Below are 20515 nucleotides of genomic sequence, written 5' to 3'. Positions count from 1 at the left end.
GGGTTCTGCAATAGCAAGGTGGCTGGGCGAGGGAGGGTGCAACCCAGGTGCAGCCGGCTTCGGTCTGATCTGGAAAGCATAGGCGGCCCTCGGCGGACGCCGAGGGCGCAGAGCGGCAGGCGACGGATGGTGCCGGCGCGGTCAGGCCTTGGCGGCTTGAGCGGCCTCGACCTGAGCGAGGAGGGTCTGACGGGCGCTGGCCAGGATACGGTCGGACAGTTCTTCACTGGCCACGCTGCGGGACAGGGTCAGGGCGCCCACCAGTGTGGCGAGCATGGTCAGGCTCTGTTCGGTGCTGCCGGTTTCCTTCTCCATGCGTTCCAGCAGACCGGCCAGCACGCCATCGGTGATGGGGCTGGCATTACCGCGCTGACCTAGTTCGGCCGCCATGGTGGGCAGCGGGCAGCCCTGCTCAGGGTGGGCGCGATGCTGGGGCGAGAGGTAGCGTTCGACGAAGTTCTTCAGGGGCTGCTCCTTGGCGAAAGCCTTGGTCCACTGAGCGTTGGCATCGTTCGCCGCCGCTTGCAGGGCTTCCTCCACCAGGGCGTCCTTGGACTTGAAGTGCGCGTAGAAGCCGCCATGGGTCAGCCCCAGGGCCTTCATCAGTGGTTGCAGGCCGGTCGCGTCGATGCCGTCGGCGCGGAAGCGGCGGGATGCCTCGGCGACGATGCGTTTGTGGGTCTCGGCCTTGTGGTCTTCGGGATAGCGCATGGCGGTCGCCTCGTTCGGAACATTGATATGGCGATTGTAATTCCACATTTCGTAGTTGTGCGAGTCGGTTCGATGCCCGGTCATTCCTCGACTAGTGCCTGTTCCGCCTTTACCGCGCTGATGAAGGCCTGCATCGCCGAGGACTTGATGCGGTGACGACGGGTGATCAGCCCGAAGGGCGGCAAGCGTGGCTCGAAGGCAATCGGCAGCACTGCCAGCAGGTGACGGCCGGGGTAGTCCTCCACCACCGAACGCGGGGTGACACCGATCATGTCCGTCTGTTGCAGCAGGGAGAGCAGGGTCATGATCGAGGTGGTCTCGACGATGCTGCTGGGGATGTCAACGCGTGCGTTGTGGAAAGCCTGGTTGACGATGGCGCGCATCGGGCTGGGGTGTTGCTGCAGGACCCAGGTCATGTTCTGCAACTCGGTCCAGGTCAGGTTCTCGGCGCGGGCTATGGGGTTCTGGGCGCCGGCGATCACGCAGAGCTCTTCCTCCCCCAGGCTGTCGAACAGCAGGTCGTCGGCCCGCGCACCGGTGGGGATGCGCCCCAGCACCAGGTCCAACTGGTCCTGCTGCAGGGCCTGGACCAGCACGTCGCTGGTATCCACCTGGATGCTCATGGACAGGCGCGGGTGGCTTTTCTTCAGGGTGGCGATGGTGCGGGTGAGCAGGCCGGAGGCCAGTGCCGGGATGGCGCCCACCGTAACCCGGCCGAGGTTGCCCGATTCCAGTGCCGCCAGCTCTTCGCGCATGCCGGAGAGTTCGGCGAAGACCATCCGCGCGTAGTAGATCACCGTTTCGCCGAAGGGGGTTGCGCGCATGCCGCGGGGCAGGCGCTCGAACAGTTCGACGCCGAGCAGGCCCTCCGCCTCGTGGAGCATCTTGGTCGCGGCCGGCTGGGTCATGCCGATTTCGTCGGCGGCGCGGCGCAACGAACCCAACTCTTCCAGTGCGAGCATCAGGCGAAGCTGGCGCAGGCGCAGACGGCTATGGATGAGGGCGGCTTCAGGGATGCGCGACATGGACGGGGCTCGGCGGTGAAGGAGGGGCAAGCCTGACAAGAATCGCCAGGCGTTGCCAAGTGGAGGAAGGCGGCGCAGGCGCGAATTCATTCGCGAATGAACTCGCTTCTACAGTGTCCGGATCAGGGCCGTAGGATGGGTGGAGCGGAGCGATACCCATCGATATCCCGTGATGGGTATCGCCGGCTCGCCGAGCGCTGCCCGCCCCATCTACGGGGCCGCTTTCTCGGCGCGGCCCTTGAAGCTACGGAGTCCGGCCAGCGCCTTGGCGCCCCACGCCAGCAGCGGCCAGAACAGCATCAGCAGGGCGGCCGTGGTCAGGCTGCCCACCAGCGGATTGGACCAGAAGATGCCCAGCTCGCCATTGGAGAACAGCATGGATTGGCGGAAGGCGTCCTCGGCCTTGTCCCCCAGCACGGCCGCCAGCACTAGCGGGGCGATGGGGTAGCCGAGCTTCTTGAACAGGTAGCCCAGTGCGCCGAAGCCGAGCATCAGCGCGACGTCGAACATCGCGTTGTGCACCGAGTAGGCGCCGATGGCGCAGACCATCACGATGATCGGGGCGATGATCGAGAAGGGGATGCGCAGGATCGAGGCGAACAGCGGCACGGTGGCCAGCACCACGATCAGGCTGACGACGTTGCCCAGGTACATGCTGGCGATCAGGCCCCAGACGAAGTCGTGCTGCTCGACGAACAGCGTCGGTCCCGGATGCAGGCCCCAGATCATCAGGCCGCCGAGCATCACCGCGGCGGTGGCCGAGCCGGGGATGCCGAGGGTCAGCATCGGCAGCAGGGCGCTGGTACCCGCGGCGTGGTCGGCGGTTTCCGGCGCGATCACCCCTTCGATCTCGCCCTTGCCGAAATTCTCGCGGTTCTTCGAGAAGCGTCGCGCCAGGCTGTAGCTCATGAACGACGCCGCTGTTGGCCCGCCCGGGGTGATGCCCATCCAGCAGCCCACCAGGGCGCTGCGCAGCCAGCTCAGCCAGAAGCGCGGCAGCTTGGCCCAGGTGCGAAAGATCACCATGGGCGTGATGCGTGCCCGCTCGCCGCGGAACACCAGGCCTTCTTCCACGGTGCAGAGGATCTCGCCGATGCCGAACAGGCCGATCACCGCCACTTCGAAGCTGATGCCCGACAGCAACCAGTTCTGGTCGAAGGTCAGGCGCAGGTCCCCGGACACGGTATCCATGCCCACGGCGGCCATGGCGAAGCCGATCATCATCGCCACCACGGTCTTCAGCGGCGGGTTCTTGCTCATGCCGATGAAGGTGCAGAAGGCCAGCAGGTAGACGGCGAAGAACTCCGGCGAGCTGAACGCCATGGCGAATTCGGCGATGCGCGTGGAGAGGAAGGTCAGCAGCAGCACGCCCACCAGGGCGCCCAGCAGGGCGGAGGTGAAGGCAGCGGTCAGCGCTTCTGCGGCCTTGCCCTGGCGGGCCATGGGGTAGCCGTCGAAGGTGGTCGCCACCGACGAGGGCTCGCCGGGGATATTGAACAGGATCGAGGTGATCGAACCGCCGAACAGCGCCCCCCAGTACATGCAGGAGAGCAGGATGATGGCCGACACCGGCTCCATGGTGAAGGTCAGCGGCAGCAGCAACGCCACGCCGTTGGGCGCGCCGAGGCCGGGCAGCACGCCGACCAGGATGCCCAGCAGCACGCCCACCACCATCAGGCCGATGTGGCTGGGGGTGAGGATCAGGTTCATGCCCTGCATCAGGGAATCGAACTCGCTCATCGCAGCAGCCCTCCCAACATGGCCAGCGGGCCGGCCTGCAGCGGCACCTTGAACCACAGTGCGAAGATCAGGTAGCTGGCCAGGGTCGCGCCCCCAGCTACCGCGACTATGGTCAGGAATCCATAGGATTTCTCGCGCTGGCGGTCGCGCCACATGAACCAGGCGATGAAGCCCGCCGAGGCCAGGTAAATGCCGGTGAAGGGCATTGCGGCGACGTACAGGGCGATGGGCAGGAATACCGCCAGCACCTGGCGGAACGCGCCGCGGCTGACGAAGGCCTCGCCCAGGGCGCGCCAGCGCAGCAGGGTCAGCAGCAGGTTGGCCAGGCTGGCGGTGGTCAGCAGCAGGCCGATATAGAAGGGGAAGTAGCCCGGCTCCGGGCCGGCGTCGCCCCAGCCGATACCGCTGGCATGGCTGCCGATCATCACCACGCCACCCAGGGCGGCGGTGAACAGCGCAAGGCCGGCTTCCACCCAGCGGGTGCCGACCAATGCTGACGAATCATGGTTTCTGCACATGGTTTCACTCCACTGGCGGGCGCCGCGCGGGGCGGCGCCCGCGCTGGATCACTGGCGCAGCCAGCCGGCTTGCTGGAAGACCGGGGTCACCCGGGCGGTGTCCTTCTCGATGTAGGCGGTCAGCTCGTCGCCGGCGAGGAAGGTGGGTACCAGAGCGTTACGCTGGACGTAGGCCTTGAACTCGGGCGTCTGGCTGACCTTGCGCAACAGCTCGACATAGAAATCGCGCTGCTCGGCGCTGACATCGCCGGCCATGAACACGGTGCGGGGGAAACGGTACTGGTCCACTCCAAGCCCTTGCTCCTTGCAGGTGGGGACGTCGGCCCAGGCCTTGTCACCGGCGACCTTCTCCGAGTAGGCCATGCGCGTCTGGCTGAATACGCAGAGCGGCTGCACCTGGTTGCCGCGCCACTGGCTGAGGCTTTCGGCGGGGTTGTTGACGTTGGAGGTGATGTGCTTGCCGGCCAACTGGGTGGCCGCTTCGCTGCCGCTCTTGAAGGGGATGTAGGTGAGCTTGCTGCCGGTGGTCTGGTTCAGCAGCAGGGTCAGGGTCTGGTCGACGTCCTTGGATTGGCTGCCGCCCATGCGCATCTTCGCCGGGTCGGCCTTGACCTGCTGGTAGTAGCCCTTGGCGTCCTGCCAGGGCGCGCCCTGGTAGGTCCAGAGGATGAAGTCGTCCTCGGCCACGGCGGCCACTGGGGTCAGGTCGGTCCACTGGTAGCCCAGCTTGGCCACCAGGGGCAGCAGGTAGACGTTATTGGTGCCGATCACCAGGCGTTCGGGATCGCCCTTGGCCAGCTTCATGTCGAGGAAGGCTTCGGCGCCGTTTCCGCCGCCCTTGTTCATCACCACGGTGTTCACGTCGAGGAGCTTGTGCTGGCTGATGATCGACTGGATCAGGCGGCCGAGCTGGTCGGTGCCACCGCCGGGGCCGCCGGCGACGACGATCTCCACGTTCTTTTCCGGTTGCCAGGTGCTGGCGAAGGCGGGGATGGCGGCGGAGCAGAGCAGGGCGCAGCCAGTGAGCAGATGAGCGAAATGACGAACTGGTGGGGTTCGCATGGTGGACCTCTTCTTGTGCTTGTTATGAGTGAGGTCGAGTGTGGGAAGGGCTACCTATTACGTCTAGTCAATAAAACGCATACAGCGATAGCTTGAGGTTATCGGTAGGCCCTGTAGGGCCATGGATGGCTGCAGAGGTGAAGGTATATCCCCAGGGAATACGCCTATGAGGAGTTTTGATTAGACGGTTATCGCTCGGCCTTGAAATAGTGCCCCCAAGCCGGACAGCGCCCAGGCCTGCCGGCAACACCGACGACAAGAACGATAAAGAGGTCAGAGCCATGGCTCATCCGAGTGCAGCGCACAGCCTGCCCCCTACACCTGCTTCCACCGATAATGCCGCGGCCGCCCGCCCGTCCCGCGTTCGCTGGCGGATCTTCGCGATCATCTTCGCCCTCACGGTGATCAACCTGATCGACCGCGTCTCGTTGTCCATCGCCATGCCCACCATCGGCAAGGAGTTCGACCTCTCGCCGAGCATGCAGGGGCTGATCCTCAGCAGCTTCTTCTGGGCCTATGCGCTCTTGCAGATCCCCGGCGGCTGGCTGATCGACCGCTACGGCCCGCGCCGGGTGATCGGCTGGTCCACGGGCCTCTGGGGCCTGTTCCAGACCCTGGCCGCTTTCGCCACCGGCGGGCTCTCGCTGCTCTTCGCGCGGGTTGCCCTGGGGGCCGCCGAAGCGCCGCTGTTCCCCTCCGGCGGCAAGCTCAACTCCCTCTGGCTGGCGCCCGGCGAGCGCAGCCGCGGCGCGGTGCTCATGGATTGCGGCGGACCGCTGGGCGTCGCCCTGGGCGGCCTGATCATCGCCTATCTGATCGCCGTGCTCGGTTCCTGGCGCATCGCCTTCTTCGTCGCCGGCATCGCCACCCTGGCCATGGCCTGGCTGGCCTGGCGCTACCTGCGGGACGACCCGGCGCTGCACCCGGACGTCAATGCCGCGGAGCTGGAACGCATCAACGCCGGCCGCAACACCTCGGCCGCCGAGGCCGCCCGCCAGCAGTTGAAGGGCCTCGGCATCGCCGCCCGTTCCCTCACCGGCATGTTGCTGGGCCGTGCCAGTTGGGCCATGGTTTTCTTCGGCCTGCTGACCTGGGGTCCCAGCTATCTGGCCCAGGCCCGCGGCTTCGATATCAAAGGCATAGGCGCCGCCACCTTCATCATCTTCCTCTGCGGCGCGGCGGGTTCGCTCTGTGGCGGCTTCCTCTGCGACGCCCTGATTCGCAAGGGCGTACGCCGTGGCCTGGCGGCCAAGGGCCTGCTGACACTTTCCGGCCTGGTGGCGCTGGGCGCTTTCATGCTGCTGCCCACCCTGCACGACGCCTACGCCGCCGTGGCGCTACTCTGCCTGACCGCCTTCTTCCTCATGTGGGGCAGCCTCTACTGGAGTTTCCCGGCGCTGCTGGCGGCGCCGGCGCGAGTCGGCCTGATTGGTGGGGTGATGAACCTGGCTGGCAGCCTGGGCGGCATCCTGGTGCCGATCCTGGTCGGGGTGATCCTGCAGTACCTCGGCGGCTATGCCGGCGTCCTCGGCTTCTTCGCCGGCTGCTCGGCCCTGTTCGTCGCCGGCACCCTGCTCATCGGCCTGGACAACAACGAGGTGAAAGATGCCTGAGCAACGGCTCTACGATGGCCCGATTACCGACGCCCACCATCACTTCTGGGACCCGCAGCGCAACTACCACCCCTGGCTGTCGACGGAGGAGAACATTCCCTTCCGCTATGGCGACTACAGCGCCATCAAGCGACGTTACTTCCCGGAGGATTACCTGGCGGATGCCGGCGCGCACCAGCTGGTGGCCACGGTCTACGTGGAAACCGAGTGGGACCCGCGTGATCCCATCGGCGAGACCCGCTTCATCCACCAGGTCGCGGCCCGCTATGGCGCGCCCAACGCGGTGGTGGCCCAGGCCTGGCTGCATGCCGCGGACGCCGCCGAGGTGCTGGCCGCCCAGGCCGCTTTCGAGCGGGTGCGCAGCGTACGCCACAAGCCCGGTGGTCCGGTGCGGCCGGACGAGGTCGGCCAATGCCGCAGCCTGATGAGCGACGAGGGCTGGCGCCGGGGTTATGCGGAACTCGCCCGTCACGGTTTGCACTTCGACTTGCAGAGCCCCTGGTGGAACCTGCCGGAGGCCGAGGCCCTGGCGCGGGACTTCCCGGAAACCCTGCTGATCCTCAACCACGCCGGGCTGCCGTCGGACCGCAGCGAAGCGGGCCTGGCCGGCTGGCACGCCGCCATGGCGCGCTTCGCCGAACTGCCCAACGTGGCGGTGAAGATCTCCGGCATCGGCCAGGCCGGCAGGCCCTGGCGTGCCGAGGACAACGCCTGGATAGTGCGCGAGACCGTCGCCATGTTCGGTGGCGAGCGGACCATGTTCGCCAGCAACTTTCCGGTGGACGGCCTCTGCGGCTCCTTCGACGACATCTACGGCGGCTTCAAGCGCATTGTCGCCGACCTGCCATACGCGGTGCAGGAACGACTCTTCTGCAGCAACGCGCAACGTATCTACCGTACCCAGCCCACGGCCTTCCGCCTGCCGCAGGGCGCTACCGACATGAGGACGACCGCATGAGCAACACCCGCCTTCCCCGTATCGCCATGGTCCTGGGCGACCCCGCCGGCATCGGCCCGGAGCTGGTCGCCCGGCTGCTGGCCGAGCCCGAGGCGCGCCGCCAGGCCCAGGTGCTGCTGATCGCCGACGAGGCGGAGGTGCGCAGGGGCATGCAGATCGCCGGTTGCGAATTCCCCTACCGGCCGGTGACCTCCCTGGACGAGCTGGCGTTTTCCGACGAGGTCCCGCTGTTGTACAACTTCCGCGGCACGACCGAAGGCCCGTTCCCGCGCAGCGAAGCCAGCGTGGTGGGTGGCCGCTACAGCCTGGACACCCTGGAGGTGGCGCTGCGCCTGACCGCCGACGGGGTCACCGATGCCATCCTCTTCGGCCCGCTGAACAAGACCTCGCTGCACATGGCCGGCATGGCCCATAACGATGAGCTGCACTGGTTCGCCGAGTACCTGGACTTCCATGGCCCCTTTTGCGAGTTCAACGTGCTGGACAGCCTCTGGACTTCGCGCGTGACCTCCCACGTGGCGCTGGCCGAGGTGCCCGGCCTGATGAGTCAGGAGCGGGTGGTGGAGGCGATCCGCCTTATCGACACCGCGCTCAAGCGCAGCGGGCTGGAGAAACCGCGCATCGGCGTCTGTGGCCTCAATCCGCACAACGGCGACAACGGCAGCTTCGGCCGCGAGGAGCTGGACATCATTGGTCCAGCGGTGCGCACGGCACAGGGGCAGGGCATCGATGCCGACGGGCCCTATCCGGCGGATACCATATTCCTCAAGGTGCAGGGCGACGCGAGGACCTTCGATGCGGTGGTGACCATGTACCACGACCAGGGCCAGATCGCGATCAAGCTGATGGGCTTCTCCCGTGGGGTCACCGTGCAGGGTGGCCTGCCCATTCCCATCACCACTCCCGCCCACGGCACCGCATTCGATATCGCGGGGCAGGGCAGGGCCAATGTCGGTGCCACCCGCCAGGCCTTCGAGATCGCCTGCCGCATGGGCAGCAAGCGGGGTTGAGAACCCTCTGCAGGATATTCAGGGTGTGGGGTTGTAGACCCCGAAACACGCGAGCAACAGCACCCTGAACACTGATAGATTTCCGCTCAGGGCACTGATCTTTGTGGGCACCTCCCCCTTGGGATAGCGCCTGGAACTAGGCAGTTCGATGCAGCGATAGCCCAGCTTGGGGGCTCGGTATGAGAGGTAGGCGAGGAGCTCATATGCGACAAACACATCGCGAAAAGGCGCGACTCGAGGATCGAGGAGCATCCTCTGCCGGTCGGATCTTTCGGAAACGGCGGTTCTTAGGCGGGCCCTGCGTTTTGCAGACACCTCTTTCTGTGTCGAGGGGCCATCCACAGGTTCGACGCATGGATGATGGAGGCGTCAAATTGGTTCTTTGCCGCAGCGACAGCCCTCGCTCGCCCTGGGAAACATTGATCAGGGCCAGAATGCCCGCCACCAAATCGTGCTGCGCCAGCAGGCGGTGGAAATTCTTTATCGCCTTGCTTTCTGAGAAGCTGCTCTGGGTCAGTTGCAGCCTGGCGAACTGCCGCAAGGAGGTTATCTCGTGCAACGCCTCCTCCATCGCCGAATCGCTGAAGACGAACTAGGTTTGCAGCAGGTGGATGCGCAGCATGGACTCCTTCGCATACAGCGGACGGCCATTGCCAGCGTGGGCGTAGAGTTGTTCGATCAACGCCAATAGCCTAGCCCGCTGCACCACCTGCACTATCTCCACCAGAAGCACTCTCGGCGAGTCTGTTTACGATTGCTGGCGTAGTCGGTGCATAGAAGCTCATCTAGCGATAATGCTCGATCCCATCGACGCCGCTATTTCGGCCGATTGGCCGGGAGTTGTTCGGGATTTCCCTATCAATTCAAGACCCTTATTTGGGGTGGCAGCATCAACGCATCGATGGAACACTCCTACAAAAGCCGAAATCGATGTGGGCACCTATACCGACCAACTAAAAGTTCCCTGCTAAGGACGAGCCTTTGTCTGGATGGTAGGAGTTGGTGGTCAGAGTTTTCTGATTATCTCATTACAATATCCTCAGTGACTTTGTTTGTAGGAAATTTGCTTCATGTAAAAAGGAATGGACTTACATTTTTTATGTTTTGCCTCTGTTAGGATTAATTCTTGTTGTCTCGTGGAGAGATGTGGAGCTGTTCTCGAGTTCTTGATTTTATATGGAGGGAGGGGCTATCAGGTGAGTGTTCTGTTTATGAGGGCTTTGTGATTTTAGTTGAGGCTGGGTTCGCTTTTTTTGAGATTTTGAGTATTGATTTTTTATCTGTGTTGGAATTTTGGTGTTCTAGGTTTGGCATGAAAAAGCTATTTGATTGCGGAGATTATCTATGGTGAGGTTTTTATTTGGTCGTGGCCGTTCAGAATCTGCTTGTATAGACCGTGCCGAAAAAGACGGAAGTAAGGTGGACGAATTTGTAGCGATAGCCAGCGAATTGGTCTCGAATCCTATTTTTAATGGGGCCGCTTCTGCAGATCCGGAACACTGGGTACGGTCTCAGGAATACGAGCTTTCCTTTTGGAAGGATAAATGGCCCTATCGCCATTTGTCTGTTGAAAAACTTCAAGAGGAGCGGCATCGGGACGCAATGTGGTTTCTCGGGAAGATGGGGTTCGCGAAAGCGTCTTCAAATTATCACTATGAATCCTTTGAGGGAGATATTCTGGAGGTGGGAAGTGGCCCAATTGGCTTTTTTGAGAGGGTCGATAAGGTATCGGTGACTGCCCAGGATTCTTTGATGGGACTATATGCGAAGAATCTTCCGTTCTCGATTATTGGGAGGAGAGGGGCTGTTACCTACATTCAGGAAGATATTGCTGATATTGATGATGTGTTTGATTTTGTTGTTTGTTCAAACGTGCTTGATCATACGGCTGACTGGATTCAGTTCTTGATTGACTGCGTTAAGAGAGTAAGGGAAGGGGGTGAGTTGCTCTTGGTGACTGACTCTCGCGGCATTCCAGCAGTTGGCCATACACAAATATTCAGCCATAACCAGTTGGTTCGCACTCTGGAGTTGTTGGGGGCAAAGCAGTTCATAGTGAATATTGTCGAGCGGGAGGATGGTGCGCATTGTGATTATCGTCATTATCTTCGTGTGGCATTTTAAGGGAGGCGTGAGGGTCGGTTTATAATGGAGTGGTCTCTCTCCTTTGGTTCGAGTTCGTGGCTATTGATGTATCGCCTTAAGGGGAATTAAAAGAGCTTATCGGAAATGGTGGGGGAGTTGGGGCAATCTGCAATAAAGGGAATTAAACATGAGATTGGTAAGGGCGGTCTTGATTCTGTGTCTGTCGGCTGTGGCCTTGAATGTATATGCATTTGAGTATTCAAGAAAAAATTTCGGATATCTATATGCTTTGCTGCCATCAGAGCTCAGTCAAATGGATAGGGAAAATCTGGAAAACCTTCGTGCTCTCGGAATAAATACTATCCCAGTATCAGGTTACTCAATCAACGAACTAGCTGTAAATTTAGAAAGACATAAAGGCGATTCAACGCTTTCAAGATTCAAGGCTGTTCTAGGAGTGTCGGGGTTTGTCTATGACCAGTGGTATCTTAAAAAGCCAGATGTATGTAGTCCAGGTGCTGAGTATTTGCCAGAAGCGGTAAAGGATTTTCTTAGGAGGGTCACGGAGCTTGCATTGAGAAACAAAGACGTAATAGTTGGATATTATGCGTTTGATGAGCCGAGTCTAGCATGGAAAGGTGGAGGTAGAGGTATATGCAAGAAGTATCAGGAACTCGTGAGGTCCTATATTAGGTCGTTGGATCCAGATGTCCTGAAAAGACCGGTGATGCTTGCCAATACGATGTGGAGCCTGAGCGATGCTGATATCACATATTCCATGAGCCCCGATGCTCAAGATGTTATTCTCATAGATCAATACGATGGAGATGAGGGCGTCCTTACCTATCAATTTGAAAAATGGAGGAATCACGGTCTTCTGACAAAGCCTATAGTTCCTGTATATCCAGCATTCAATGTTTCAAGTTGTGAGGATCCTTTCCTGAGGGGGCGTTTTCAAAAGTCGCTAGATAATGCACTTTCGGCCGTATTTGAAGGTAACTTGCCTTGGGTTTATGGTGCGGCGTATTTTGCATACTGGCCGATCAATAAGCCGGACTTTTCCTATGGAATTGATAACTGTAAGAAGATTTACGATTCCGTCAGTGATCACTATTCTGCTTTGCCCGATCTGGTTGCAACTAAGATAACCAATAGTCCGGTCGAGTTCTATCCAGGGCAAGATGTGCTGTTTTCCGTGGAAGTGAAGAATATAGGGAAAACAAGGATTCCGAAAAGATGGATTGGGGTTCTTCTCTTGTTTGATGGGAAGTGCGGGGATAGATGTTTGTGGGGAGGTGTTATTAGCGATTTTGCTCCTGGAGAAAGCAAAATAATAAAGATAAATGGAAATGGCAGGTGGAAGGCTGCCCAAGGGAAGTATGAGGTCTCCGCCTTGGTGGATGACGCAAGAACAATACAAGAAAAAGAAAGATTCAATAATGGTTCTTTAAGTAGAACGATAAGTATTGGAAATGGTCCAGACCTCAAGCCGGTCGCGCTGAATTGGACACCTTCCCCCATTACCAAGGGTGTTCCCCTATCGCTGAGTGTGACGTTGGAGAATATTGGCAATGTCGCAACTGGATATAACTGGCATGGCGTTCTCTATACGGTCAATGGAGCCTGCACTAAACCAGCTTGCCAATGGGGCGGTGTGCATACGAGTGTAGCGCCCGGGGGTAGGATCACCATCGGGACCAGTCAAAACCACTGGGTTACGGAAAGTGGAAGGTATGAGGTTTCCGCATTTGTCGATGATCAGAACGTATTCGCTGAAAGTGATGAAGGAAATAATCGGATCAGTAAAATACTGACAGTGCCTTGAAGGTTGTCCGTTAATGGCAATAAAGTGTGTGACAACAGATCGTTGTGCGCTCAGTAGGTTTAATGCGCAGTCAGTTGTTGGAGTTGGAGCCAGGAATCTGAAGTTTTTTTGTAGGTGGATGCCCAGAATATTCTGATTTGGATTTCCTACTCTTTTGTTCATGTAATCAAAGGCACGCGCAGCAATGCATGCGCCTTTGTCGTTTCTGCTGATCGATAACTCTAGGAAGGATTAATGCTCAATATCTATTTCCTGTGGTTATCACTGAATGAGCACAAGTGATTATTCGCAGGGGCCCGCACTGGCTAGAGTCGGCCTCAACGAAAAAGTCCGGACTGCCACCGGCGCCTCGTTGGATCGACCTACAAGAAGCCCGCCTTGTCGCCTCGCAGGGCAAACACTGGCAACAGAAGGACACAACAATGACAACGACGACTTCCCTGCCCGATGCGCTTTCATCGGCCATCGCCAAGAGCCGCCTGCGGCTGCTGCCTTTCCTCATCCTGATGTACGTGCTGGCCTTCATCGATCGGGCCAACGTGGGCTACGCGCGCACTTTCCTGCAGGCCGACACCGGCCTGGGCGATGCCGCCTTCGCCTTCGGCGCCAGCATCTTCTTCATCGGCTACGCCTGCTTCGAGGTGCCCAGCAACCTGATGCTGCACCGCCTTGGCGCCCGCGTCTGGCTGTGCCGGATCATGGTGACCTGGGGCCTGGTGTCGGCGGCCATGATGTTCGCCGACAGCGCCATGGCCTTCTACGTGTTGCGTTTCCTGCTGGGCGTGGCCGAAGCCGGTTTCTTCCCGGGCATCATCCTCTACCTCACCTACTGGTTCCCGGCGCAGAGCCGTGGCCAGGCGCTGGGCCTGTTCTACTTCGGCTTGCCCCTGGCGCTGGTACTGGGCGGGCCGCTGTCCGGCTGGCTGCTGGAGTTCCACGGCGTGTTCGGCCTGACCAACTGGCAGTGGCTGTTCGTGGTGGAGGGGCTGATGGCGTCGGTGGTGGGTATCGCCGCCTACTTCTACCTGGTGGACCGCCCGCGCCATGCCCGTTGGCTCAGCGAGACGGAGAAAGCCGCGCTGGAAGTCAAGCTGGCCGAAGAAGATGCGCAGAAGCGCGGACACAGCCCCCACGGCTTCCTCAGCGCCCTGCGCAGCGGTCAGGTGCTGAAGTTCTGCCTGGTCTACTTCACCGTGCAGATGAGCGTTTACGGCGTGGTCTTCTACCTGCCCACCCGCATCGCCAGCTTCCTCGACGGCAACGTGGGCCTGAATGTCGGGCTGCTCACCGCCATTCCCTGGGCCTGCGCCCTGGTGGTGACGCGCCTGGTCACCCGCCATGCCGACCGTACCGGCAAGCACCGCATCCTGGCCGTGTGCATGCTGGCCATGGCCGCCGTCGGCATCGCCGCCTCGGCGCTAAGCCCCAACCTCGCCTTCGCGGTGATCGCCTTCTGCTTCGCCGCGTCCGGCTTCGTCTCGGTGCAGCCGCTGTTCTGGACCATTCCCACCGGCTATCTGAGCGGTGCCGCCGCGGCCAGCGGCATCGCGCTGATCAACTCCCTGGGCAACCTCGGCGGCTTCGTCGCGCCCAACCTGAAGACCCTGATGGAGACCCAGTTCGGTGACCCCCGTGCCGGCATGTTCGCCCTGGCCGTGGTCGCTGTGATCGGCGCCTTGTTGATCCTCCGCCTGAACACCAAACAAACCGCTGACGAGACGGCACTCAAGCCGGCCCGCGCGAACTGACACTCAGTGAAAGGAGCTGTGACCATGAAGATCAAATCCATCCGTACCCGCGTATTCGAGTGGAAAGGCAAGGTGGTGCCGCCCCAGGCGCACTTCTGCACCAATGCCACCGACATCCTCTTCGAGCGCGGCGATGCCATGGGCTCGTTCCGCTTCCACGGCTGGCTGGTGGTCGAGGTGGAAACCGATAGCGGTATCGTCGGCATCGGCAACTGCGCCCTGGCCCCGCGTGTGGCCAAGGAAATCATCGACCTGTACCTGGCGCCCATCGCCATCGGCGAAGACCCCTTCGATTACGAGTACATCTGGCAGAAGATGTACCGCCGCAGCCACGCGTGGGGCCGCAAGGGCATCGGCATGGCCGCCATCTCGGCGGTGGACCTGGCCATCTGGGACATCATGGGCAAGGCGGTGAACAAGCCGGTGTTCAAGCTGCTGGGCGGGCGCACCAAGGAGAAGATCTGGACTTACGCCTCCAAGCTCTACGCCAACGACAACCTCGACCTGTTCCTGGAAGAGGCCCAGGGCTACCTGAACCAGGGCTTCACCGCGCTGAAGATGCGCTTCGGCTATGGGCCCAAGGACGGCCCGGCGGGCATGCGCAGGAACATCGAACAGGTCCGCGCGCTGCGCCAGCTGGCCGGCCCGGACGTGGACATCATGCTCGAGTGCTACATGGGCTGGACCCTGGAGTACGCCCGCCGCATGTTGCCGAAGCTGGCCGAGTTCGAGCCGCGCTGGCTGGAAGAACCGGTGATCGCCGACGATATCGAAGGCTACGTGGAACTGAAGAAGATGGGCATCATGCCGATCTCCGGAGGCGAGCACGAATTCACTTCCTACGGCTTCAAGGACCTGCTGGAGCGCCGCGCAGTGGACGTGATCCAGTACGACACCAACCGCGTCGGCGGCATCACCGCGGCGCGCAAGATCAACGCCATGGCCGAAGCCTGGTCGGTGCCGGTGATTCCCCACGCCGGGCAGATGCACAACTACCACCTGACCATGTCCAGCACCGCCTCGCCCATGGCCGAGTTCTTCCCGGTGTTCGACGTCGAGGTCGGCAACGAGCTCTTCTACTACGTGTTCAAGGGCGAACCGCAGCCGGTGGGCGGTTACATCCAGCTGGACGACAACCTCCCAGGTCTGGGTCTGGAGATCTCCGAGGAGCACCTGAAGGACTTCAACATCATCGAGTGACGGGCACTCCCGCCCGCAGGGCTGCCCGGGCCAGGTTGTGTCGGCGGCCCGGGCGTCCGATTGACCCCGGCATTGGTCGGGGCTTTTTTCGTCAGGCGATGCCTTGGCCACACCTTGTAGGGGCGATTTCAATCGCCAAGCAGACCGAAGGCCTGCCTCATGAGCCCGTGGGGCAGCTGCGCTGCCCTTGGCGAATGAATTCGCCCCCACAAATAGCTGGACGCCCGGCCCTTGAGTCGGCCGGGCTTAGCCGATATCTTGAGGCGCCTAATCGTTAGTCTGCTACCAAGTCCCTCGCTGCAGACATCCCGGACCTTTGATGAGCTCGCAAAGCCCCCTGTCGCCACGTATCGACCAGCCGTTGAAAGGCATTGTCCTGGTCTGCCTGGCCACCTTCCTCTTCTCCAGCCACGACGCAATTTCAAAGTACCTGTCGGCCTTCTATCCCATCGTCATGGTGGTCTGGGTGCGTTACCTGGTGCACACCCTGCTGATGGCGGGCTTCCTGCTGCCGCGGGAGGGTATGAGGGTGTTACGTACCAAACGTCCATTGTTGCAAGTGGCGCGAGCGTTCTGCCTGGTCGGGGTGAGCCTGCTGTTCACTACCGGTCTGCGGCATATCCCGTTGGCGGAGGCGACTTCGGTGATCTTCCTGGCACCCTTGCTGGTCACCGCGCTGTCCGTGCCGCTGCTGAAGGAGCGGGTGTCCCGCGCCCAGTGGGCGGCGGTGCTGGTGGGGTTTGGCGGGGTACTGCTGATCGTGAGGCCGGGCAGCGCGCTGTTCACTCCGGCGATCCTCTTCCCCCTCGCGGCGGCCGTGTGCTTCGCCTTCTACCAGCTGTTGACGCGCATCGTTTCCCGAACCGACAGTTCGGCCACCAGCAATTTCATCACCGGGCTGACCAATACCCTGGTGATGAGCGCCCTGGTGCCGTTCTTCTGGCACCTGCCGGACAGCTTCGGCCACAGCTTGCTGATGCTGGCGCTCGGCACCTGCGGCATGAGTGGGCATATGCTGCTGACCCAGGCCTTCCGCCATGCCTCCCCGCCATTGCTGGCGCCGTTCGGCTATGGGCAGATCGTCTTCGCCGGCCTGCTGGGCCTGCTGTTGTTCAACCATGCTCCGGACCAGATTGGCCTGCTGGGCATCGCCATCATCGTCGGCAGCGGGCTGTTCATGGCCTATGCGCAGAAGCGCTGACGTTGCACAGAGGTAGGGTGCGCCGTGCGCACCAAGCAAGTTCAACGACAGGCCCATTGAGCCGATCCGAGCACAGAAAACGGCGCGAATGGCACACCTTATGAGCAGCCATTCCGGCATTCGGATTCAGGCGCTTTCCACCTCGCGCGAATCCACGTAGTCCTTCAGCCACCTCAATACCTGCACCGGCTCCCAGCGGGCCGGATCGAACAGGGCGTAGGCCTGGCCCTGGTAGCCCACTACATCGAGCTGACGGTGATAGCCAGCGCGCTGGAACAGCGCCTCGATCTCCGCCAGGCAGGTGTTGAAATGCAGGCGGCCGAAGGGCGTCTTGCCGTCGGTCACCAGGCCTTCCAGGCGCAGTTCTTCCACCGCTTCGCGAATCTCTTCCGGCGCCATGCGGCTCACGGTGTATTTCAACTGGCGTACATCCAGCATCTGAGCGTCCTCGCGCGGAATCAGTGCAGCCGCCGGCTGGCGAGCAGGGGCTGTACCTGGCCGCGGGGCGGGAAAGGCAGTGGTAGCTGGTAAGGCAGCGGGATGTTCGATGGAACGGGTTGATCTGGGATTGGCAATCGGATCGGGGCTGATACAGGCATAGGACTTTTCCTGAATTACTGTATATTTATACAGATAGCAGTTGCCGCGGTCTGATGGCAACCAAACCAAAGGAAAAATCTGTTGTCAGTCATTTCCCACTGACGCAGTACCGGGAAGAAAAAAGCCTGATGATCCGCTCTATCCTGCTGTTTTGCCTGCTGTTCTCCGCCGCAACCGAAGCTGCCGCTCCCCGTACTTTCAACGAAGCCAAGAAGGTCGCCTGGAAGCTCTATGCCACTCACCCGGTGGAGTTCTATTGCGGCTGCCGCTACGAGGGGAACCGGGTCGACCTCAAGAGTTGCGGCTACGTGCCGCGCAAGGCCCCGCAGCGGGCCAAGCGCATCGAGTGGGAGCACATAGTGCCGGCCTGGGTGATCGGCCATCAGCGCCAGTGCTGGCAGAACGGAGGCCGCAAGAACTGCGCCGATAACGATCCCACCTACCAGCGCGCCGAGGCCGACCTGCACAACCTGGTGCCGAGCATCGGCGAGGTGAATGGCGACCGCAGCAACTACAGCTTCGCCTGGCTGCCGCAGAAACCCAGCCAGTACGGCGCCTGCCCCATGGTGGTGGACTTCAAGGCACGCAAGGCGATGCCGCGCCCGCAAATCCGCGGGATGATCGCCCGTACCTACTTCTACATGAGCGACCGTTACGACCTGCGCCTCTCCAGCCAGGACCGCAAGCTCTACAACGCGTGGAACCGCCAGTACCCGGTGGAAGCCTGGGAACGCAACCGCAACCAGCGGGTGGCCTGCGTGATGGGCTATGGCAATCCGTTCGTGGGCAAGGTGGATATGGGCGCCTGCCGGCGGTAAGACGCTCTGTGGGCAACCTGGCAGACCGCTTTCTCCCCTCTCCCTCTGGGAGAGGGGCCGGGGCGGGCCGCGTTCGGATGAGGGAAGCGGAGCCCGGTGCCGGACCCCCATTTGGGCAGACCTGCGGCCTGCTTGGCGAATGAATTCGCCCCTACAGGTTATCGATTGCCCACCAGTTGGGTAACAGCCTCTGCACTTCCGGCCTGGCGAAACGGTCGTCGATCAGGTGCACCACGCCCCGGTCCTCGGTCGTGCGGATGACCCGCCCGGCCGCTTGCACCACCTTCTGCAGGCCGGGATAGAGGTAGGCGTAGTCGTAGCCGGCCCCGAAGAGTTCGGCCATGCGCTGCTTGAGCTGCTCGTTCACCGGGTTCAGCTGTGGCAGGCCGAGGGTGGCGACGAAGGCGCCGATCAGGCGTTCGCCGGGCAGATCGATCCCCTCACCGAAAGCGCCGCCCAGAACCGCGAAACCGATTCCCCTGCCGCCGGTTTCGAAACGCTGGATGAAGGCCTGGCGCTCGGCTTCGTCCATCTTCCGCGCCTGTAGCCAGATGGGTACCTGCGGGTGCTCGTGGGCGAACAGGCTGGCGACCTGTTGCAGGTAGTCGTGGCTGCTGAAGAATGCCAGGTAGTTACCCGGGCGTTCCGCGAACTGCTCGGCCATCAGCCGGGCTATGGGGGCCAACGATGCGGCGCGGTGCTGGTAGCGGGTGGACACGTTGGCGGCCACGCGGACCTGCAGCTGCTCTGCGCGAAAGGGCGAGTCCACTTCCAGCCAGGGCGTGTTGCGTGCCAGCCCCAGCAGGTCGCTGTAGTAATGGCGCGGATTGAGGGTGGCGGAGAACAGCACCGTGGAGCGGCTGGCGGCAAATCGCGAGCTCAGGAAGGGCGCCGGCACCAGGTTGCGCAGGCACAGGCGTGACAGACTGCCACCGCCCTTGCCGGGTCGTTTGCTGAGGTCGAAGAGCGAATGGCTGTCGAACTGCTCGGCCATTCGGCCGAACTGCATGGCTTCGAAGTAGAAGTCCTGAAGGGTGCTATCGAGCGCAGCGGGATTGTCGCTGAGGTAGTCGGTGATGGCGGTGACCGCGCCCTGCAGGGCATTGAGCAGCTTGTGCGGAGGGACGTCGTAGGCGCGGTACTCCTCGGCCTGCTCCCTGTTCAGCTCGCTCCAGAGGCGGCCGACCCGCTCCAGGGGCTTTTTCAGCACAGCAGGGGCCGTCTTGCGCAAGGTCTTGAGGTTCAACTGATCGAGCTCGGCCGAGTACATCTTGCGCGCCCGCTCCACCAGGTTGTGGGCTTCGTCCACCAGCACAGCGATGCGCCACTGGTTGGCGCTGGTCAGGCCGTGGAGCAGGGCGCTGGAATCGAAGTAGTAGTTGTAGTCGCCGACCACCACGTCACTCCAGCGCGCCATTTCCTGGGCCAGGTAGTAGGGGCAGATCTGATGGCTGAGGGCGATTTCACGCACGCTGTCGCGGTCCAGCCAGTGTCGCTCGGCGGCGGTCTTGCGGGCTTCCGGCAGGCGGTCATAGAAGCCTGCGGCCAAGGGGCAGGACTCGCCGTGGCAGGCGTTGCCCGGATGTTCGCAGGCCTTGTCGCGGGCCACCAGTTCCAGCACGCGCAAGGGCCGGGCGCGCAGCTGGTCCAGTGCATCCAGGGCCAATTGGCGGCCGGGAGTCTTGGCGGCGAGGAAGTAGATCTTGTCCAGTGACTGGCGCGGCACAGCCTTGAGCAAGGGGAAGAGCGTGCCCAGGGTCTTGCCGATGCCGGTGGGCGCCTGGGCCATCAGGCAGCAGCCGGTACTGGCCGCCTTGTACACCGCCTCGGCGAGCTGGCGTTGGCCGTGGCGGAAGGTGCCGTGGGGAAATATCAGGGCCTCCAGGGCAACGTCCCGGGCCTGGATGTGTTCCAGCTCCTGCTCGGCCCAGGCGAGGAAACGCCGGCACTGTTCCTCGAAGAACCCTTGCAGGTCTTCGGCGCGATGGCGTTCGGTAAGCAGGGTTTCCTTCTGGCTGCCGACATCGAAGTACACCAGCGCCAGCTCGACCTCGGTCAGTTCCTGCTGTTGGCAGAGCAGCCAGCCATAAACCTTCACCTGGGCCCAGTGCAGTTGCCGGTGGTTGTCCGGCATGCGTTGCAGGTCGCCGCGATAGGTCTTCACTTCCTCCAGGCGATTTCGCTCCGGATCGTAGCCATCGGCGCGGCCGCGTACGCGCAGGGGGCCGAATTCGCCGCTCAGGGCCAGTTCGGCCTGGTAGCCCTCGCCGCGGCGGTTGGCCACCAGGGCGTGTCCGGCGATGCCTTCCTGGGCGGTGGGGGCGGGAGTGAAGCGCAGGTCGAGATCGCCGCACTTGGCGGTGAACTCGCACAGGGCGCGCACAGCGACGCTGTACGTCAT

At 61.8% G+C, this 20515-nt stretch carries 17 protein-coding genes; 9 read left to right on the top strand and 8 right to left on the bottom strand.

Going from position 1 to position 20515, the window contains the following annotated elements:
• Nucleotides 1-141: 141 nt before the first annotated feature.
• The 5 genes from ACFW0H_RS13925 to ACFW0H_RS13905 form a co-directional block, all read right to left on the bottom strand.
• Nucleotides 142-711, bottom strand: a complete 570-nt coding sequence (locus ACFW0H_RS13925) for a TetR/AcrR family transcriptional regulator (protein WP_422914475.1) — start codon at nt 709-711, stop codon at nt 142-144.
• Nucleotides 712-791: 80 nt separating this feature from the next.
• A complete protein-coding gene (locus ACFW0H_RS13920) occupies nt 792-1736 on the bottom strand; it encodes a LysR family transcriptional regulator (RefSeq protein WP_422914474.1) in 945 nt (314 codons plus the stop codon).
• A 210-nt stretch (nt 1737-1946) separates the two neighbouring features.
• The gene (locus ACFW0H_RS13915) at nt 1947-3476 is read right to left on the bottom strand and encodes a tripartite tricarboxylate transporter permease (protein ID WP_422914473.1); all 1530 of its coding nucleotides are present in this window, start codon (nt 3474-3476) and stop codon (nt 1947-1949) included.
• Entirely contained in the window at nt 3473-3994 is a 522-nt protein-coding gene (locus tag ACFW0H_RS13910) for a tripartite tricarboxylate transporter TctB family protein (RefSeq protein WP_422914472.1), read from the bottom strand. Before ACFW0H_RS13910 ends, ACFW0H_RS13915 begins: the two co-directional genes overlap by 4 nt.
• Before the next feature lie 48 nt (nt 3995-4042).
• Nucleotides 4043-5056 carry a Bug family tripartite tricarboxylate transporter substrate binding protein gene (locus tag ACFW0H_RS13905; protein WP_422914471.1) on the bottom strand — a complete coding sequence of 338 codons (1014 nt, stop codon included), beginning with the start codon at nt 5054-5056 and terminating at the stop codon, nt 4043-4045.
• Between the two features lie 281 nt (nt 5057-5337).
• Between ACFW0H_RS13905 and ACFW0H_RS13900 the strand changes: the two genes are divergently transcribed.
• Genes ACFW0H_RS13900 through ACFW0H_RS13890 form a run of 3 tightly spaced genes read left to right on the top strand, consistent with a single transcriptional unit; the run spans nt 5338 to nt 8637 of the window.
• On the top strand, nt 5338-6669 hold the full coding sequence (locus tag ACFW0H_RS13900) for an MFS transporter (protein WP_422914470.1): 1332 nt from the start codon (nt 5338-5340) through the stop codon (nt 6667-6669).
• Entirely contained in the window at nt 6662-7627 is a 966-nt protein-coding gene (locus ACFW0H_RS13895) for an amidohydrolase family protein (RefSeq protein ID WP_422914469.1), read from the top strand. The genes ACFW0H_RS13900 and ACFW0H_RS13895 overlap by 8 nt, the downstream gene beginning before the upstream one ends.
• The gene (locus tag ACFW0H_RS13890) at nt 7624-8637 is read left to right on the top strand and encodes a 4-hydroxythreonine-4-phosphate dehydrogenase PdxA (protein ID WP_422914468.1); all 1014 of its coding nucleotides are present in this window, start codon (nt 7624-7626) and stop codon (nt 8635-8637) included. Before ACFW0H_RS13895 ends, ACFW0H_RS13890 begins: the two co-directional genes overlap by 4 nt.
• 592 nt (nt 8638-9229) lie before the next feature.
• Here the strand turns inward: ACFW0H_RS13890 and ACFW0H_RS13885 are convergent.
• On the bottom strand, nt 9230-9361 hold the full coding sequence (locus ACFW0H_RS13885; RefSeq protein WP_422914467.1) for a hypothetical protein: 132 nt from the start codon (nt 9359-9361) through the stop codon (nt 9230-9232).
• An 878-nt stretch (nt 9362-10239) separates the two neighbouring features.
• On the opposite strand from ACFW0H_RS13885, the gene ACFW0H_RS13880 reads away from it, so the two are divergent.
• The 5 genes from ACFW0H_RS13880 (at nt 10240) to ACFW0H_RS13860 (ending at nt 16696) form a co-directional block, all read left to right on the top strand.
• Entirely contained in the window at nt 10240-10761 is a 522-nt protein-coding gene (locus ACFW0H_RS13880; protein ID WP_422914516.1) for a class I SAM-dependent methyltransferase, read from the top strand.
• 148 nt (nt 10762-10909) lie between these two features.
• Complete coding sequence (locus ACFW0H_RS13875) at nt 10910-12547, top strand: CARDB domain-containing protein (RefSeq protein WP_422914466.1); 1638 nt, start codon at nt 10910-10912, stop codon at nt 12545-12547.
• A gap of 422 nt (nt 12548-12969) precedes the next feature.
• On the top strand, nt 12970-14295 hold the full coding sequence (locus tag ACFW0H_RS13870; protein ID WP_422914465.1) for an MFS transporter: 1326 nt from the start codon (nt 12970-12972) through the stop codon (nt 14293-14295).
• Between the two features lie 24 nt (nt 14296-14319).
• Nucleotides 14320-15495, top strand: coding sequence for an L-lyxonate dehydratase (locus tag ACFW0H_RS13865; protein WP_422914464.1), 1176 nt, complete (start codon nt 14320-14322; stop codon nt 15493-15495).
• A 319-nt stretch (nt 15496-15814) separates the two neighbouring features.
• Nucleotides 15815-16696 (top strand): DMT family transporter, encoded by an 882-nt coding sequence (locus ACFW0H_RS13860; RefSeq protein ID WP_422914463.1) that lies wholly within the window; start codon nt 15815-15817, stop codon nt 16694-16696.
• Nucleotides 16697-16822: 126 nt separating this feature from the next.
• Here the strand turns inward: ACFW0H_RS13860 and ACFW0H_RS13855 are convergent, their stop codons facing one another.
• Nucleotides 16823-17134, bottom strand: a complete 312-nt coding sequence (locus ACFW0H_RS13855) for a transcriptional regulator (protein ID WP_422914462.1) — start codon at nt 17132-17134, stop codon at nt 16823-16825.
• A gap of 290 nt (nt 17135-17424) precedes the next feature.
• Here ACFW0H_RS13855 and ACFW0H_RS13850 point away from each other — a divergent pair, with 290 nt between their 5' ends.
• On the top strand, nt 17425-18114 hold the full coding sequence (locus ACFW0H_RS13850; RefSeq protein WP_422914461.1) for an endonuclease: 690 nt from the start codon (nt 17425-17427) through the stop codon (nt 18112-18114).
• A 151-nt stretch (nt 18115-18265) separates the two neighbouring features.
• Here the strand turns inward: ACFW0H_RS13850 and ACFW0H_RS13845 are convergent, their stop codons facing one another.
• Entirely contained in the window at nt 18266-20515 is a 2250-nt protein-coding gene (locus ACFW0H_RS13845) for an ATP-dependent DNA helicase (RefSeq protein WP_422914460.1), read from the bottom strand.

Origin of the sequence: Metapseudomonas cellulosilytica, assembly GCF_049334135.1 — a bacterium.
In the GTDB taxonomy this organism is placed as follows: domain Bacteria; phylum Pseudomonadota; class Gammaproteobacteria; order Pseudomonadales; family Pseudomonadaceae; genus Metapseudomonas.
This window is presented reverse-complemented; position numbering and strand designations above follow the sequence as displayed.

Bases quoted from the DNA above. Each gene is read 5' to 3' on its own strand.
- ACFW0H_RS13925 (WP_422914475.1), bottom strand. From the start codon at position 711: ATGCGCTATCCCGAAGACCACAAGGCCGAGACCCACAAACGCATCGTC.
- ACFW0H_RS13920 (WP_422914474.1), bottom strand. From the start codon at position 1,736: ATGTCGCGCATCCCTGAAGCCGCCCTCATCCATAGCCGTCTGCGCCTG.
- ACFW0H_RS13915 (WP_422914473.1), bottom strand. From the start codon at position 3,476: ATGAGCGAGTTCGATTCCCTGATGCAGGGCATGAACCTGATCCTCACC.
- ACFW0H_RS13910 (WP_422914472.1), bottom strand. From the start codon at position 3,994: ATGTGCAGAAACCATGATTCGTCAGCATTGGTCGGCACCCGCTGGGTG.
- ACFW0H_RS13905 (WP_422914471.1), bottom strand. From the start codon at position 5,056: ATGCGAACCCCACCAGTTCGTCATTTCGCTCATCTGCTCACTGGCTGC.
- ACFW0H_RS13900 (WP_422914470.1), top strand. From the start codon at position 5,338: ATGGCTCATCCGAGTGCAGCGCACAGCCTGCCCCCTACACCTGCTTCC.
- ACFW0H_RS13895 (WP_422914469.1), top strand. From the start codon at position 6,662: ATGCCTGAGCAACGGCTCTACGATGGCCCGATTACCGACGCCCACCAT.
- ACFW0H_RS13890 (WP_422914468.1), top strand. From the start codon at position 7,624: ATGAGCAACACCCGCCTTCCCCGTATCGCCATGGTCCTGGGCGACCCC.
- ACFW0H_RS13880 (WP_422914516.1), top strand. From the start codon at position 10,240: ATGTGGTTTCTCGGGAAGATGGGGTTCGCGAAAGCGTCTTCAAATTAT.
- ACFW0H_RS13875 (WP_422914466.1), top strand. From the start codon at position 10,910: ATGAGATTGGTAAGGGCGGTCTTGATTCTGTGTCTGTCGGCTGTGGCC.
- ACFW0H_RS13870 (WP_422914465.1), top strand. From the start codon at position 12,970: ATGACAACGACGACTTCCCTGCCCGATGCGCTTTCATCGGCCATCGCC.
- ACFW0H_RS13865 (WP_422914464.1), top strand. From the start codon at position 14,320: ATGAAGATCAAATCCATCCGTACCCGCGTATTCGAGTGGAAAGGCAAG.
- ACFW0H_RS13860 (WP_422914463.1), top strand. From the start codon at position 15,815: ATGAGCTCGCAAAGCCCCCTGTCGCCACGTATCGACCAGCCGTTGAAA.
- ACFW0H_RS13855 (WP_422914462.1), bottom strand. From the start codon at position 17,134: ATGCTGGATGTACGCCAGTTGAAATACACCGTGAGCCGCATGGCGCCG.
- ACFW0H_RS13850 (WP_422914461.1), top strand. From the start codon at position 17,425: ATGATCCGCTCTATCCTGCTGTTTTGCCTGCTGTTCTCCGCCGCAACC.
- ACFW0H_RS13845 (WP_422914460.1), bottom strand. From the start codon at position 20,515: ATGACGTACAGCGTCGCTGTGCGCGCCCTGTGCGAGTTCACCGCCAAG.